The sequence below is a fragment of the Streptosporangium sp. NPDC004379 genome (genome assembly GCF_042873875.1).
In the GTDB taxonomy this organism is placed as follows: domain Bacteria; phylum Actinomycetota; class Actinomycetes; order Streptosporangiales; family Streptosporangiaceae; genus Streptosporangium.
Genome location: NZ_JBIAMC010000002.1, coordinates 522,064 through 537,455, shown reverse-complemented (window position 1 = coordinate 537,455; position 15,392 = coordinate 522,064). Strand labels below are relative to the sequence as shown.

General features: G+C 73.5%; 14 protein-coding genes. 8 read left to right on the top strand and 6 right to left on the bottom strand.

The window, feature by feature from the left end; genetic code table 11:
* Positions 1-8: 8 nt before the first annotated feature.
* Positions 9-848: an LLM class F420-dependent oxidoreductase gene (locus tag ACFYSC_RS06540; protein ID WP_362931510.1), complete on the bottom strand. Its 840-nt coding sequence runs from the start codon at positions 846-848 to the stop codon at positions 9-11.
* A 321-nt stretch (positions 849-1,169) separates the two neighbouring features.
* On the opposite strand from ACFYSC_RS06540, the gene ACFYSC_RS06535 reads away from it, so the two are divergent.
* The gene (locus tag ACFYSC_RS06535) at positions 1,170-1,415 is read left to right on the top strand and encodes a hypothetical protein (protein ID WP_362931512.1); all 246 of its coding nucleotides are present in this window, start codon (positions 1,170-1,172) and stop codon (positions 1,413-1,415) included.
* 340 nt (positions 1,416-1,755) lie between these two features.
* On the opposite strand, the gene ACFYSC_RS06530 is transcribed toward ACFYSC_RS06535, so the two are convergent.
* The gene (locus ACFYSC_RS06530; RefSeq protein WP_389957596.1) at positions 1,756-2,376 is read right to left on the bottom strand and encodes a pentapeptide repeat-containing protein; all 621 of its coding nucleotides are present in this window, start codon (positions 2,374-2,376) and stop codon (positions 1,756-1,758) included.
* Positions 2,377-2,657: 281 nt separating this feature from the next.
* Here ACFYSC_RS06530 and ACFYSC_RS06525 point away from each other — a divergent pair, with 281 nt between their 5' ends.
* Both ACFYSC_RS06525 and ACFYSC_RS06520 read left to right on the top strand, forming a co-directional pair.
* The gene (locus ACFYSC_RS06525; protein ID WP_389957593.1) at positions 2,658-3,203 is read left to right on the top strand and encodes an RNA polymerase sigma factor; all 546 of its coding nucleotides are present in this window, start codon (positions 2,658-2,660) and stop codon (positions 3,201-3,203) included.
* Positions 3,200-4,429 (top strand): CU044_5270 family protein, encoded by a 1,230-nt coding sequence (locus ACFYSC_RS06520; protein ID WP_389957590.1) that lies wholly within the window; start codon positions 3,200-3,202, stop codon positions 4,427-4,429. Before ACFYSC_RS06525 ends, ACFYSC_RS06520 begins: the two co-directional genes overlap by 4 nt.
* 69 nt (positions 4,430-4,498) lie before the next feature.
* Here ACFYSC_RS06520 and ACFYSC_RS06515 read toward each other — a convergent pair whose 3' ends face one another.
* Positions 4,499-5,104: an RICIN domain-containing protein gene (locus ACFYSC_RS06515; RefSeq protein ID WP_389957587.1), complete on the bottom strand. Its 606-nt coding sequence runs from the start codon at positions 5,102-5,104 to the stop codon at positions 4,499-4,501.
* Between the two features lie 472 nt (positions 5,105-5,576).
* On the opposite strand from ACFYSC_RS06515, the gene ACFYSC_RS06510 reads away from it, so the two are divergent.
* Positions 5,577-6,677 (top strand): winged helix DNA-binding domain-containing protein, encoded by a 1,101-nt coding sequence (locus ACFYSC_RS06510; protein WP_389957584.1) that lies wholly within the window; start codon positions 5,577-5,579, stop codon positions 6,675-6,677.
* Between the two features lie 11 nt (positions 6,678-6,688).
* Here the strand turns inward: ACFYSC_RS06510 and ACFYSC_RS06505 are convergent, their stop codons facing one another.
* Together ACFYSC_RS06505 and ACFYSC_RS06500 are read right to left on the bottom strand one after the other, a co-directional pair.
* On the bottom strand, positions 6,689-7,090 hold the full coding sequence (locus ACFYSC_RS06505; protein WP_389957581.1) for a YybH family protein: 402 nt from the start codon (positions 7,088-7,090) through the stop codon (positions 6,689-6,691).
* A gap of 213 nt (positions 7,091-7,303) precedes the next feature.
* A complete protein-coding gene (locus ACFYSC_RS06500; protein WP_389957578.1) occupies positions 7,304-7,660 on the bottom strand; it encodes a VOC family protein in 357 nt (118 codons plus the stop codon).
* 248 nt (positions 7,661-7,908) lie between these two features.
* Here ACFYSC_RS06500 and ACFYSC_RS06495 point away from each other — a divergent pair, with 248 nt between their 5' ends.
* Complete coding sequence (locus ACFYSC_RS06495; protein ID WP_389957575.1) at positions 7,909-8,949, top strand: helix-turn-helix domain-containing protein; 1,041 nt, start codon at positions 7,909-7,911, stop codon at positions 8,947-8,949.
* A 122-nt stretch (positions 8,950-9,071) separates the two neighbouring features.
* Here the strand turns inward: ACFYSC_RS06495 and ACFYSC_RS06490 are convergent, their stop codons facing one another.
* Positions 9,072-9,410: a hypothetical protein gene (locus ACFYSC_RS06490; protein ID WP_389957572.1), complete on the bottom strand. Its 339-nt coding sequence runs from the start codon at positions 9,408-9,410 to the stop codon at positions 9,072-9,074.
* A gap of 254 nt (positions 9,411-9,664) precedes the next feature.
* On the opposite strand from ACFYSC_RS06490, the gene ACFYSC_RS06485 reads away from it, so the two are divergent.
* The 3 genes from ACFYSC_RS06485 to ACFYSC_RS06475 all read left to right on the top strand — a co-directional run bounded on the left by ACFYSC_RS06485 (position 9,665) and on the right by ACFYSC_RS06475 (position 15,358).
* Entirely contained in the window at positions 9,665-10,600 is a 936-nt protein-coding gene (locus tag ACFYSC_RS06485; protein ID WP_389957569.1) for a GNAT family N-acetyltransferase, read from the top strand.
* Positions 10,601-10,696: 96 nt separating this feature from the next.
* Complete coding sequence (locus ACFYSC_RS06480) at positions 10,697-11,467, top strand: DUF4184 family protein (protein ID WP_389957566.1); 771 nt, start codon at positions 10,697-10,699, stop codon at positions 11,465-11,467.
* 231 nt (positions 11,468-11,698) lie between these two features.
* Positions 11,699-15,358 (top strand): protein kinase, encoded by a 3,660-nt coding sequence (locus ACFYSC_RS06475; protein ID WP_389957563.1) that lies wholly within the window; start codon positions 11,699-11,701, stop codon positions 15,356-15,358.
* Positions 15,359-15,392 lie beyond the last annotated feature (34 nt).

Here is a 15,392-nt window from a genome sequence, read left to right as displayed (position 1 = left end):
CGGGGCCCTCACTCGCCGCGGGCCTCCGCGAGCGCCGTCTCGAAGGCGTCCATCTCGCGCCGGACGCGGTCCAGCCCGGCCGACGGCAGCCACGCCATCGCCCGGCCGACCCCGGCCTCCTCCATCGCCTGGAGCACGTCGGGGTCGGCGGGCGCCGACATCATGACGACCTCGACGCTCTTCCCGGCGTCGCCGGCCCGCCGGAACAGCTCCTTCACTCGGTCCAGGATCCCCGGGGAGTAGTTCGGCAGCCAGGCGTCGCCGTACGAGAGCACCCGGTCGAGGACCTTGGGGCCGGTGCCGCCCACCAGGATCGGCGGGCAGGGGCGCTGCGCGGGCTTGGGCCACGACCAGATCGGGCCGAAGGAGACGAACTCTCCGTCGTAGGAGGCCGCGTCATGCGTCCAGATCTCCCGCATCGCCCGCACGTAGTCCTTCATCACCGCGAAGCGCCGCGCCGGGTCCACCCCGTGGTTGCGGATCTCCGGGTCGTTCCACCCCGCCCCGATCCCGAACTCGAAGCGCCCGCCGGTGAGGTCGTCCACGCTCGCCACCGTCTTGGCCAGGCCGATCGGGTCGTGCTGTGGCACCAGGCAGATCCCGGTGCCCACGCGCAGCCGCGTGGTGGCGAGCCCGGCCGCCGTGCACGCCACGAACGGGTCGTAGGTGTGCCAGTACTTGCGGGGCAGCTCGCCGCCCTCGGGCCGCTCCGGCAGTTTCTCCCCCGCGGGGATGTGGGTGTGCTCGCTGAAGAACAGCGCCTGGTGGCCGCGCTCCTCGACCAGCCTGGCGATCACGTCGGGGCCGACCGCGTCGTGCGTGGCGAAGTACCCGAAACCAGAGTCCATCGCCCCAACGTAACCCGCCGCGTTCCCAGCCCCGGAAGGCGCCCGGCCATCTTTTCCCCAGGTCTGCGATCCGTTCCCCGGCGGGGCGCGGACCCGGGAGCCGGCCCGGTGACCGGAGGGCGCCGGGCTTTCATTCCCCACGGAGCATGATTAACCCTGAAATAAGGTGAAATGTCCAATTCACTTCTTATTTATATACCTCTTCCTGGCTTTGCCGAAGTATAAGTGCTTTGCGGTTTCTTTTGGTATTCGACGGTGGGCATTCTTAGGACGTCGGTAACTCATGAGGACGAATCTGTCCTCCTGAAATCGGAGGATCGCATGGAAATCAAGACCGCCGCGTCGCTCGCCGCGGCCGCTCTCGGCGCAGTCGTTTTCGCCGGTGCCTACGCCGTCCCGGCCCAGGCCACGTCCATGGCCCCGGTCGCCGGGAACACGGGCCTCACCGTGGCCGCCGGCCACGGCCACGGCGACGACGACGAGTTCTTCCTGGCGTTGGCCCTGCAGGACTTCTTCGACGACGGCCACCACGCTCGCCAGGACGACGGCGACGAGGACGACGACTGAGACCGTCTCCGCGCGTGACCAAGCGCGGAGAGGGACGAACCCGTTTCCCACTCCCGGGCGGACGGCAGGACCCGGTGCCGGGTGAGGCGGAGTATCCACGGCACCACACCTGAACGAGACATAGGCGAACCGGGAACGTCCCGGCTGCGCGCCCGATTCCACCACGGAACGGGCGCGCAGCCCTTTTCTCTGAGAATACCGATGAACCACCGGACTCCGGTTGAGCTGAGAAGCCGATGGTGCCGGATCGGCCGTTCCGGCCGGAGTCTCTCCTGAGCGGGCCGTACGGGATCGGGCCGGTGCCGCCGGAGCGGTGGGCCGGGGATGGTGGCGGGGCGGGTCAGTCGGAGCGGACCTGCAGGCCCAGGGCCAGGGCGAGCGTGACGGCCTGCCGTACGTCGATGACCGCGTCCTTCAGCGTGACGACGAGGGGGTCGACGGCCGACAGGTCGCTTCCCCGCAGGTCGGCGCGGGTGAGGTCGGCGCTGTGCAGCGAGGCGCCCGACAGGTCGGCGTCCCGGAGCGTCGCGCCCTCACAGCGCGCCTTGGTGAGATCGGCCTCGCGCAGCCGTACGTCCCGGAAGGTCACCCCGCGCAGGTCGGCCCCGGGGAGGCCGGCGAACGACCAGTCGCCGCCCTCGACCTTCAGGAGGTTGAAGGAGCAGTCGCCGAACACGCTGCCCACCAGCTTGCAGCCGGTGAAGGTCGCGTCGAAGAACACGCATTTCCTGAAGACGCAGTTGGTGAACGCGCTGTCGGAGTGGACGGAGGCGTTGAACCGCACGTCGCGGAAGACGCACTCGTGGAACGTCGCGCCCCGGCTCGTCGCCTCGGTCATGTCCACGTCGACGAAGGCGACCCGTTCGTATCGCCGGCCCGAGAGGTCCTCGCTGTCCCAGTCCTCCGACCGGATGGTCGAGTGGGTCTCGGGCGCGGGCACGCCGTACTTGCGGTCGGCCATCACGTGCGGGTCCTTCGCTCGCGGGGACGGGCGCCGGACCGCGCCCGCGCCGGTCCGGGACGGCACCGGCCCTCGCGACGGTATCGACCCGGTCCGACAATCCGGCTCGGAGCGGAGTCCGTACCCGGATGCGGAGTCCGCGTCCCGGTGCGGCACGGAGCGCCTGTCCCCGCGCGGAGTCCGGCGCGGCCGTGAAATTCTCCGGGGCACCCCGTAACAACGGGCGGGCCCGGACCACTTCCCGGTGTCAGAAGAACATCCGGGACGGAAGGGGCCGGGCGTTGACGGATGATTCACGCAGGTTCACCGGCATGTACGACGAGTGCCGGCAGCGCGTGTGGGCCTACGTGGTCAGCCGCGCCGGGCGGCAGGTGGCGGACGAGGTGGTGAGCGAGACCTTCGCGATCGCCTGGCGGCGGCTGGAGGACGTGCCGGAACCGGCTCTGCCGTGGCTCCTCGGAGTGGCCCGCAACGTGCTGCGCGACACCGTGCGGGCCGAGGCGCGGCGGGAGGCGTTCGGCGCCGAGCTGCGGTCCTGGACCGCGGCGACGGGGGACGGCGTACGGCGGGCCGACGTCGCCGACGAGGTGGCCGAGCGCCTCGGCGTGCTGGCCGCGCTGGCGGAGCTGCCCGAGGACGACCGGGAGATCCTGGTCCTGGTCGCCTGGCAGGGGCTCTCCCCGCGCGACGCGGCCCGCGTCGTCGGCTGCTCCCAGGCGACCTTCCGCGTACGGCTGCACCGCGCGCGCAAACGGCTCGGACGGGCCCTGGAGAACCCGGCGAGCCCGCGGCCCCGGGTGAGGAACCTCAGCGAGGAGTTGTCATGAACGATCCCATCGACAGACTGCGAGCCGCCCGACCCGCGCACCTGGGGGACACCCCGGTCGACGAGCGCACCCGGACGGCGGAGCTCACCCGCGCCATGACGCAGCCCAGGGGCGCGGGACAGGCGCGGCGGGGGAGGCGGGCGATCGCGAGGCCGGTGTGGGGGCTCGGCCTCGCCGGAGCCGTCGCCGCGGTGACCGCGGTGGCCGTCACGGTCACCGGAACCGGCGGTGCGGCGCCGCCGCCGTCCGCCGCGCGGACCGGGCAGGCCGCGTCGTCCCCGGACTCTTCCCAGTCCTCACGGTCCTCAGCAGGGGACGGGCAGGTCCGGCTCTCCGCGCGGACCGTGCTGCTGGCCGCCGCCCACCGGGCCGCCCGCCGGCCGGACGGGACCGGCGCCTGGTGGCACACGGTGTCGGTGCGCCGGACCCTGTTCCGGGCCGAGGGCGCGGACTACACCGTCGCGGACCGGGAGCGGACCGAGAGCTGGACCCCGTCCGCCACCGGCCCGGAGCAGCGGCAGCACAGCAGCTCGCAGTCGCTCGGCGCGCGTCCCGCCACCCCCGAGGACGAGGCGGCGTGGCGCGAGGCCGGATCCCCGGCCGAGATCCCGGTCGTGGTGCCGGGCAAGAAGGGGGCGAAGCTGTCGCTGCCCACCGAGCCCGGGACCGTCCAGAAGGGTCCGGGCAGCGCCCTGCCCGACGGGGACAAGGTGTTCTGGCTGGGCCGCAACGTCAGCGTGCGGGACCTGCGCGCCCTGCCGTCCGAGCCGGACGCCCTCAGGGCGTGGCTGCTGCGCTCCTACAGGGGGCACGGCACGGAGTCGTCGAGCACCCCGATGTCGCGGGACGCCTGGCTGTTCACCGTGACGACGGGACTGATCGCCGACATGCCCGTCACCCCCGAGGTGCGCGGCGCGGCGTTCAGGATGCTCGCCGGCCTCACGTCCATCGAGGTCGCCCGGGACGTCGTCGACACCGAGGGCCGCGCGGGCACCGCGGTCACGATCGACGAGCCGGAGGCGTCGGCCATGGGCAAGGCCGCGGCCGGGGACGACGGAATCCTGCGCACCCGCCTGGTCTTCGACGAGCGGACCGGGCAGGCGCTGGCCACCGAGAGGGTCGTGGTACGGCCGGGCGGCCTCCAGGCCGGGACGGATCCGGGCACGGTGTGGAACTCCGACGTCGTGCTGGAGTCCGGCTGGACCGACGACGGTCCCGCCTCCTGACGGCCCGGTGGCCCGGGGGGCGAGTCGGTTCGCCTCCCGGGCCACCGGTACGGGACACGGCCGCGGGGCTCAGTGCGAGGACCCGTCCTCGTCCCGCCAGAACTGGTCGGTGTAGGCGGTGTCGCAGTCGGCCTGGACCGGGTGGGCGCCGTCCTCGTCCCCCCGCACGACCAGGCACTGCTGGCTGGCGAGGTTCCTCAGCTGGAAGTAGCCGTTCCTGGCGAAGACGACCTCCCATATCTGGTCGTCGTAGTCGCCGCAGGCGGACTGCAGGGCGGGGGTGTTCTCCGGGCCGCGCACGAGCAGACATTTGCCGCTGTTGGCATTCACCAGTCGATATCTCTTGTATCTGGAATCGGCGTCCTCAAGAATGAAGCGCCACTTCTGGTCGGGATAATCGGCGCAGGCCGACTGCGCGGCCTTCGCGCCGTCGGCGTCCCCGCGCACGAGCAGGCACTTACCGCTGTTGGCGTTCCTGACGTTGCGTCCGGACGCCTGGCCGTAACCCTGTCCCCCCTGCTCCTGCCCCCGTCCCCGCCACTCCCGGCCCTGCTCCCGGCCCTGGTTCCCGCTCCGGATCCCGTCCTGCTCCGCCCAGGCGGCCTGGGACCAGACCGCGGCCGTCACCCCCGCCGCGAGCAGGGCGAGACCCGTTCTCCCCGCCTTCGCGGCCATTGTTCGCGGTATTCGCATCGAATGTCCCCCGATGAAATCGCGTTTCACCATTCCCCGCTTTCCCGCGCACCATAGCAACGCCCCGGCCGGGCCTCAAGGAATGGGCCGGGCGTGAAAAGGGAAACGAATCACCGGGACGGCGGGAGCCGCGGTGGGGGAACACCGCCCGCGCGGGCGGTCCCCGGAAGCGGAGAAGCGGAAACCGACGGTCCGATGAGGCAGGGTCGGCCGCCTCTGAGCCTCCGCCGGCGGAGCCCCCGCCCAAGGGTCTTCGCCGATGGAACCCCCGTCCGGAACCTTCGCCGGAGAGCCCCTACCGGAGAACCTTCGCCGAACCAGGAAGAACCAGGAAGAACCTCCGTCAATGCGGAAAGAAACTGACCGGTATGGGATCTAGGCTCGCGAAGCCACGCCGCGCCGGACCAGGCGCGGCGGGCCTCCACGAGGCCGATCCCGAAGGAGCCCCCGTCCCATGACCGCCGTGCCCGTCGTCTCCCGGCGTACCCTCAACCGAACGCTGCTGAGCCGGCAGTTCCTGGCCGTCCGCACCACCCGGCCCGCGCTGGAGGTGGTGCGGCACCTGGTGGCGCTGCAGGGCCAGGAGCCCAACTGGCCCTATGTCGGGCTCTGGACGCGGATGGACCCCTTCACCCACGATGACCTGGAGTCGCTGCTGCACGAGCGCGCCGTCGTGCGCTCCGCCGGGCTGCGCCGTACGCAGCACCTGGTCGCCGCGGACGACTTCCGCTGGCTGCGCCCGCTGATCCAGCCCTTCGTCGAGCGCGCCGCGAAGGGGCCCTACTACGCCCCCGCGGTCGCCGGGCTGGACACGGCGGAACTCGTCGAGACGGGCCGGGAACTGCTGGGAGACCGGGTCGTCCCGCGCCGGAGGCTGGCCGGGCTGCTCGCCGAACGCTACCCGGGCCGCGACGGCATGATGCTGACCCGGAACCTGGAGCTTCGGGTGCCGCTGGTGACCTCCCCGCGGGCCGGAGCCTGGGGAGGATGGGGCACCCGTCCCTCGATCGAGGTCGCCCTCGCCGAGGCGTGGATCGGCGAGCCGGTCGAGACGGCGCCGTCCGCCGAGGCGATGGTCCTCCGCTACCTGGCCGCCTTCGGGCCCGCCGGTGTCATGGACGCCCAGGCGTGGTCCGGGATCACCCGGCTGCGCGAGGTGGTCGACCGCCTCCGCCCGGAGCTCCGCGTCCTCCGCGACGAGCAGGGCAGGGAGCTGTTCGACCTCCCCGGCGCGCCGCTCGCCGCCGACGACGCGCCCGCTCCGGTACGGTTCCTGCCCGCCTACGACAACGTCCTGCTCGGGCACGCCGACCGCACCCGGATCATCAGCGACGAGGACCGCGCCCGGGTCATGCCCGGACGGGCGCTGGTGCTCCCGGCCTTCCTCGTCGACGGCTTCGTGCGCGGGATCTGGGAACTGCGCGGCACGACACTCGTCGTCTCCCCGTTCCGGCCCCTGACGGCGGACGAGACCGAGTCCGTGGCCGGGGAGGCCGAACGGCTCCACGCGTTCGTCGTCCCCGGCGCCCCCTCCCCGGACGTCGTCTTCGCGTGAACCGGGTCGTGTCATCCCCGGACGCGGCCCGCCCGGGTTCCCTCGAAGGGGCTGTCGATGACGTACCGCCACCGCCCGTCCGCTCCGCGCCGGGCGACGTCGACGGCGGTGCTCTCGACGAGCACCGGCAGGCCGTCGGGACCGGTGCCCTCGATGACCCAGTCGACGACCAGCAGGGCGACGTCACCGGCGGAGTGGACGTGCCGGGGCCGTACGGTGATCGGCGCCCCGGGGGACTGGAACCGCTCGTTGGCGGCGTGGAGGTCAGGGCCGGTCAGCGCCGCGCCCGACTCGGGGACGAACACCGCCCCGCTCTCGTACAGTGCCGCGACCGCCTCGGGGTCGCCGCTGTTGAACCGTTCGGCGAACACCGCGGGCAGGTCCTCGGGGCGTTCGGCGAGCCGTCGTGTCATCGGCGCGGGTCCTTTCGGCAAGGTCGGCGGCCGGTCCTCTTCGTGGGCCGCCGGACGGCCGGGCCGCCGGTCCTTCCACCGGACCGCCGGCCGACGGGTCGTGGGGTAGAACTCATCCGGACGCGGCAACGCCAGGAGGCGCTCTGGGACCGGGGTGCGCGGCACCGGCAGCCCCCGCCGGGTGGGTCCGGCGGGGGCTGAGAGCGGTCCGGATCAACCCGCGGCGACGCAGAACGGGTGGCCCTCGGGGTCGGCGAGGACCGTCCAGTCGCCGCCGCCCGGCTGGAACTCCGGCCTGGTCGCGCCGAGCGCCATCAGTTCCTTGACCGCCACCTCGACGTCGGCGACCTTGAAGTCGAGGTGGGCGTGCTTGGCCGCGTCGGGCCAGCCCGGCCCCCGGTAGTCCTCGACCCGCTGGAAGGCGAGCCGGATCGGGCCGTCACCGAGGTAGGCGGTGTCGTCGTCGACGTGGGTGATCTCCCAGCCGGTCACCTTCCGGTAGAACCCGGCGAGCGCCCGGGGGTCGGCGCAGTCGAGGATGATGGCGGTCGGCTCCGCGATGGCGGTCATGGGTGACTCCTCGGTTCGTGATCGGTCATGTGTTCGGCCGTCGCCCGCCGTACGACAGGCGCGTACGGCGGACCCGTACGACAGGCCCGTACGGCGGAGCCGTACGGACGGCCGCCGGCCGTCGTTCGCCGTCACGTCCGGCCGTCACCGGCCGTCGTGGCGTGCATAACCAGCGTCGGCCATATGGCGGTTACCGTCTTGAAGATTCTTGCGCTCGTTTCGTCAGTCCCCCCGGCTAACGTCGCGGTGTGCTCTCCGCTGTGACCCTCGTCGCCCGGCCCCAGTTCAGCGTGGCGTCGGTGACCTGCCGGGCCCACCACACCCGGTGGTCGGAGCCGGACGTCCACGACGACCGGAGGCTGGTCCTGGTACGGCGCGGCAGGTTCCGGCGGTCGGCCGACGGGGTCGCCGCCGACCTGGACCCGACGGTGGGCTACCTCGGAGCGCCGGGGCAGGAGGAGCGCTTCGCCCATCCCGCGGGGGGCGATCTCTGCACGTCCGTGACCCTCGCGCCCTCGCTCTGGGCGGAGCTCGGCGACATTCTTCCCGGCGGGCTCCGGGACGGTCCCGGCGGTGGCCTCGGCGGCCGGTCCGGAGGCGGCCGGTCCGGAGGCGGCCGGTCCGGTGGTGGTCCCGGTGGCGGGACGACGGTGTACGTCGACGCGCGGGTGGACCTCGCCCACCGGCGCCTGCTCGCCGCGGCCCGGGGCGGCGACGTGGACTACGCGCTCGCCGAGGGGCTGCTCCGGCTCGTCGCCGCGGCCGGCCGCGCCGCCGCGCCCCCGGAGACGAGACCGGCCGCCGCGGGCCAGGTCGTCGCGGCGGCCCGCGAGGCGATCCTCGCCGACCATCCGGAGGCCGGCGCGCTCCTGTCCCTGGCCGCTCTCCTGGAGGTCTCCCCGTACCGGCTGAGCCGCGCGTTCTCCAGGGAGATGGGCGTGTCACTGACCCGCTACCGCAACCGGGTGCGCGTCGGCCGGGTGATGGAACGACTGGAGGGCGGCGAGTGCGACGGACCCGCCGGGTACGGCGCGCACGACGGGTGCGACGGGCCCGGCCCGCACGGCGGGTGCGGGGAGCGCCGTGGTCACGGCTCGCCCGGCCTCGCCGCCCTGGCCGCCGACCTCGGCTTCGCCGACCAGGCCCACCTGACCCGGACCGTCCGCGAGCATCTGGGCCACACCCCGGCCGTGCTCCGCCGCCTCCTCACCCAGGCTCCCGCCGTACGTCGCGGCTCCGCTCCGGCTCCCGCCGTACGCCGTGGATGGTCCCGCGCCGTGACCGGATGACCGGGTGACCGGACGGCTCCACATGTCCGCGGTCACGGTCCTCGCCTGACCGGCCCGCGCCCGGCCCGCGACCGGTCGGTCACCGGTCGGTCACCGGTCGCGGGCCGGGCGTCGGCCGCGGGTCAGCAGGTCTTGGCGCCGTCGAACGTACGGGGGTACCTCGGGACGCGGCTGGAGATCGTCCCTCCGGGGCGGACCGTCTGGCAGGCGCCGTCCGGGCCGTGCGCCCAGACGATCTTCATGTGCAGGGTGCCCCTGCAGCCGTTCCGCGCGTAGCCGGTCTTGTACACCTTCCCGCTCTTGGACCAGACGTCCACGCAGGTGGGGACCCTCCCTCGCAGTGAAGCGGCCGACTCGGCGGACGCCTGGTGGGTGGTGGACGCCTGCGCCGCGGGCACGGCGGACAGGCCGAACCCGGCGGCGGCCAGTACGGCCAGCGTGTACGTTCCCAGTTTCCTCATCGGATTCTCCTTCGGATTCCATGGACGCCCCACCTGGAGTCAGCGCTGGAACCTCCGGTGAAGCCCGTTCTCCACCGGTTGGATGGGCGTGGTGCGACGGAAGTTCGGCCCGGCGGCAAAAATCACGATGATGACCCGGCGACCGGTCAGCCCGGTTCGGACCGTACGAGTGCTCACATGGATCCGCTTGACCTGACCGGTTGACGGTGGGAAGGCTGTGACAGAGGTGTCGAAAGGTGAAAGGACCGCTCTCCATGGTCACAGTCCGCCCTTTCCGGTCCGGCGATGAGACATCGCTGGTCAACGCCTGGAACCGCAGCATGTCCGCCGACCCGACGACGTCCGCCTGGTTCGGGGACTGCGTGCTGCTCGACCCCAACTTCGACCCCGAGGGCCTGCGCGTGGCCGTGGACGGGGACGACGTGGTGGGCTGCGCGTACGCCGTCCGCCGCCTGATCCCCCTGGCGCCCGGCACCGACCTGGAGCCGGACGCCGGATGGATCCCGTTCTTCTTCGTCGTCCCCGAGCGCCGCGGCGGCGGCCTGGGCCGGCGGCTGGTGGGCGAGGCGGTGGCGTTCCTGGAGGGCCTCGGCCGCACGAAGGTGGACTTCTCGTCGTACACCCCCCACTACGTGCTGCCGGGTGCGGACGCCGAGCTCTATCCCGGCGGATACCGGCTGCTGGGCGAGCTCGGCTTCCGGACGCTCTACTCGCCGGTCGCCATGGACCGCACTCTCGTCGGCTACCAGGCCCCGCCCGAGGTGCACGAGCTGATCGGCGAGCGCGAGCGCGAGGGGTACGTCTTCCGCAGCCCCGCCGTCGGCGAGCTGCCCGAGCTGATCCGTTTCGCGGCCGACGCCTTCAACCCCGACTGGGGCGAGGCCATCCGGCGGCACCGCGATCCCGAACGCATCGTCATCGCGAAAAAAGATCACATAGTTGGCTTCGCCCTGTACGCGGCCTACCGCGGCATCCCCGAGCGCTTCGGCCCCTTCGGCGTCGACCCCGGCCTGCGCGGCACCGGCCTCGGCAAGATCCTCCTCCACCTCACCATGACCAGGATGCGCGCCGAAGGGCTGCATTCGTCCTGGTTCCTGTGGACAGGCGAGACCAGCCCGGCCGTCCACCTCTACACGAAGGCGGGCTACGAGATCACCAGGAGGTTCCACGTGATGAGGCGGTCCGCATGACACGCCTTCTTGTTATGGGCCTCATCGGCCTCATCGGCGGTCGCCCACGCCGCCAGCCCTCCGGCCTCGATCGCCCGCGTCGGAGATCACAGAGTGATGCCGGAGCATCAGGCTCCACGCCCGGTTGATATGGCCGTTAACCTGGCTTTTGTGCCTTTTACCCTGATTCATCCGGTTGTCGCGGTGCCGTTGCGCCGCGTTCTGCCGCCGGTGGCGCTGGCGGCCGGGGCGATGACCCCCGACCTTCCCTACTTCGTCCCCGGCGGGATCATCGAGGTGATCCCTCCCGGGCCCTGGTGGCCGCTGCTGGATGCCGGATACACCCACAGGGTGCAGGCGGGCGGGCTGGCCGCCGACGTGGTGCTGGCGCTGGTGCTGGCGGGAGTGATCACGATGTGCGCCGCTCCGGCCCGCGCTCTGCTGCCCCAGACCCTGGCCCGGCGGCTGGGGCGTCGCGGCCGGCCGCGGGCGGCGCACTGGGCGTGGTGGCCGGTGGCCGCCGCCGTCGGGGTCGCCACCCATCTGGTGTGGGATCGCCTGGATGAGTGGCTGGGGGCCGCCGGGGACCCGATCCTGCTGGAGGACGAGGGGGTGCATCTGGTGGGTTCGCTGATCACGCTTGCGGCGCTGGGCTGGGCCGGCTGGTGGCTGTGGCGCAGGCCGCTGAGCGAGCCGGTACCTCAGCCGGGCCCAGGGGTGCGACTGGGGCTGCTGGCGGCGATGGGGCTGCTGGCGGCCGGCCTGGCCGCGACACTGGGCGCCGGGCTGGGGCTGAGGTCGCTGGTGACGCTGACGATCGACGCGGTCGTGCTGGTACTGCTGGCCTGTGCCGCCTTCCGCCTGGCCCCGTCCCGGGCGGCACGCTGACCCGCCGGGCCCCGTGTCCCCGGTTGATCCCGGTCATGCCTCCGTTCGACCTCCTCGGCGCGGAAGACGGCGGGCCGTGATCGGAACCGCCCGGCCGGTTCGGCGGACGGCCCGGGGAGACGCCGGTCTTCGCGCGATCCCCGTCCCCCGTACGGCCCGGCGCCCCGGGCCCGCGCGTCCCGATCGAACCCGTGGCGCCCGGGGTGCGTCCAACTCCTCCGAGGAGGCGCGATGGAAGCGTTGGGCGCGGCGGACCCCGACCGGATCGGCGGGTACTGGCTGGCCGGACGGATCGGCTCCGGCGGGCAGGGGGTGGTGTACGAGGCGTACGACGCGGACGGCGCCCGGGTGGCCCTCAAGGTGCTGCACGCCGCCGACCCCGCGCTGCGGGACAGGTTCCGGAAGGAGATCGCCGCGGCCCGGCGCGTCGCCTCGTTCTGCACCGCCAAGGTGATCGACGCCGACCCCGACGCGGCCCGGCCGTACGTCGTCAGCGAGTACGTCGAGGGCGTGAGCCTGCGGCACGCCGGGCGGCGGTTCACCGGGGACGACCTGCACCGCCTGGCGACGGCCGTCGCGACCGCGCTGACCGCGGTGCACGAGGCCGGCGTCGTGCACCGCGACCTCAAACCGGACAACGTCCTGCTCGGCCCGGACGGGCCCCGGGTGATCGACTTCGGGATCGCCCGGACCGCGGAGATGTCCCTGACCGCGAGCGGCACCGTCGCCGGCACCCCCGCCTACATGGCCCCCGAGGTCCTCATCGGGCAGCGCGCCGGGCCGCCGGCCGACGTGTTCGCCTGGGGATGCGTCATGGTGTTCGCCGCGACGGGCGAGGACCCGTTCCGGGCCGACGACCTCGGCGCGGTGATGCACCGCGTACTGACCCACCACCCCGACCTCGGCGCGCTGCCGCCTTCCGTCCGTCCGCTGGTGGCCACCGCGCTGGACAAGGACCCCGACCGCCGGCCCGCCGTCCGCGACCTCCTGCTCGCTCTCGTCGGCGGCTCCGGGGAGGCCGGTCCGGCGTACGGCTTCGGGGAGGCCGGTCCGGCGTACGGCTTCGGGGAGGCGCACGGTTCCGGCGGGACCGGCTCGGGGGAGGCCGGTCCGGCGCACGGCTCCGGCGGGATCGGCCCGGCCGGCGGCGACCTGCTCGGCGCGGGCCGCCGCCGCGCCGGCGCCCTGCACGCCCGGGGCCCCGCCGACCCGGCCCTCGGCGCGCTGGCCGAGGACGCCTACGCCACCCTCGGGCCGGACGAGCGGGAGTTCGTCCCCGAGCTGCTGCTGAGGCTGGTCGCGATCGACGCCGACGGCCTGGAGACCGTACGGCGGGCGCCGGTGGACGAGCTGCTGCCCGAGCGTCCCGAGACCCGCCGCCGCATCCTGGACGCCTTCGGCTACCTCATCACCGAGAGCGACGGCGAGGTGGCCATCGCCCGCCCCGCCGTACTGCGTGCCTGGCCGCGGCTGCGGTCGTGGGTGGAGGCCGACCGCGAGGGGCTGCCGGTCCTCGCCGAGATCGGCCGGGCCGCCCGCGTCTGGGACGCGCACGGCCGCCGTGACGCCGACCTGCCGCGGGGCAGCCGCCTGGAGGAGGCGCTCGGCTGGGCCGCCACCGGACGGCGGCACCTGACCCTCATCCCGCTGGAACGCGACTTCCTCACCGCCGCGGGCGGGCTCACCCGGCGTCGCGTCCGCCGGCGGCGGCTGCTCACCACGGCGCTGGCCGTGCTGCTGGTGCTCTCCCTGGCCGGTGGGGCCGCCGCGCTCTACCAGGGCGTCCAGGCCGCCGAGCAGCGCGACAGGGTGACCGCCGAACGCGACCGGGTCCTCGGCCGCGAGGCCGCCCGGGCCGCCGACGGCCTGCGCACCACCGACCCGGTGAAGGCCATGCTGCTCAGCGTCGCCGCCTGGCGGCTCGCCCCCGGCCCGGAGAGCCGTTCCAGCCTGGCGTCCTCGCTCCAGCGCCCGGAGAGCGGCGTCTTCCGGCCCCCGCCGACGCCGGGTACGGCCCGGCAGACGGTGAGCGGCGACGGCCTCGTCATGGCCACCGTCGGCGAGCGGGAGGTGCGTGTCCACGACGTGGCGACCGGCAGGCCGGCCGCGGCCTGGAGCGCTCCGGAGCTGTCCACGGGGATGCGGGACGCCGTTCTGAGCGGCAGCGGCCGTCTGCTGGCCGTCATCTCCTCCGACCGCGTCACGGTGCGGGAGACGCGGACCGGCCGCCAGGTGTGGAGCAGGCGGGTGGGCGTCATGGACGGAGACACCTGGGCGGATCCGTTCTTCGGCGAGCAGGACTCGCTCATCGTCACCCGGCTGGGGGAGATCTGGGACGTGGACCGGGGGAAGGTCGTCCGTACGGGGTGGGGGAACGAGCAGGACGACTTCGCCGTCGCGCCGTCCGGGAAGCTGGTCGCGGCCACCCGGCGCGGGAAGGTCCGGCTGTGGCGGATGCCCGGTCTGGTGGAGGACCGCCGTTTCCCGGACGGCTGCGGCGGCACCCTCAACGTGGTCGCCTTCAGCGCGGACGGCCGCCACCTCGTCTGCGGCGGCGAGCGGATCGAGCTGTGGGACACCGTGACGGGCAGGCGGGCCGAACAGGCGGCCGACGTGAACGCGGACGCGGACGATGACGACTGGCTATGGCCGGAGATGAAACCGCTCCTCGGCACGGGCTCGGAGATACGGCTCAGCGCCGACGGCCGGTTCGCGGCCGGCTTCACGGGGCCGGACATCCGGGTGTGGAACGTCCAGGCGCATCGGCTGGTCCTGCGCTACCAGGCGCCCGGTGACGTCTCCGGGATCTGGTTCGCCCCGGACGGGCGGACCCTGCGCTACCGGCTCGGCGACCGCGTGGTCGCCCTCACCCTGCGGCCCGCGCTCCGGAGACAGCCGATCCCCGGCGACCTGGGCTACACGCGGATCAGCCCGGACGCGCGGTGGGTCGCGGCCGAGACGGCCGAGGCCGGCGGGATCCGGTTGTGGGACGTCCCCGGACGCCGTTTCGCCGGGGAGATCCCTGTCGAGGGCGGGGGAGGCACGGTGATCTTCGACCGTCCGGGGAGGAGCGTGGCCGTCTTCGCGGAGAACGGCCGCCGGACGGACGTCTACGACGTCGCCACGAGGCGCAGGCTGTGGACCCACACGATCGCCGCCGGCCGGACCCTGATGGGGAGGGCCTTCAGCGAGGACGGCAGGTTCCTCGCCACGGTGCACGGCCCGAACCTCGACAACGCGTCCGGCATCCGGCTCAGCGTGCGGGACGCGCGCGACGGGCGGGTGATCAGCGACGTCGGGGTGGACGACGGGGTCTTCGGCATCGTCTACCTGCCCGACGGCAGGCTCATGGACTCGCGGCTGGGCCGCGTCATCGACGTGACGACGGGCGAGTTCACCGGGGTGGGGCACACCGGATCGAACGGGACGGACGTCATCGCCGTGTCCCCGGCCGGAGGGCTGCTGGCGGCCGGGGAGAGGGACCGGCGGGTGACCCTGTGGGACGTCCGTACCGCGACCGCGCTGACACCCGATCTGCGCGTCGGGGCCGGGCCGGTCGGGGACATGGAGTTCTCCCTGCGGGGGGACGTGCTCGCCACGCTCGACATGGGTGAGGGGCTGGAACTCTGGGACACCGCCGCCCGGCAGCGGATCGGGGAGAGGATCGAGGTCAACGACGGTTCCGAGTATCTCGACCTGGAGATGGCCTTCACCGCCGACGGGTCCCTGCTGCGCCTGATCCGACGCGGCGGCATCCTCTACGAACTCCCCGTCGGCCCCGGCCTGATGGCCGCCGAGGTCTGCGCGCGGGCCGGCCGTACGCTCACCCGGCGGGAGTGGGGCGAGCATCTCGGCGGCGTGCCGTACCGCGACGTCTGCGCCGCCCCCTGACCACGACGTCCGCGCCGCCACGCGAGCCACCGCC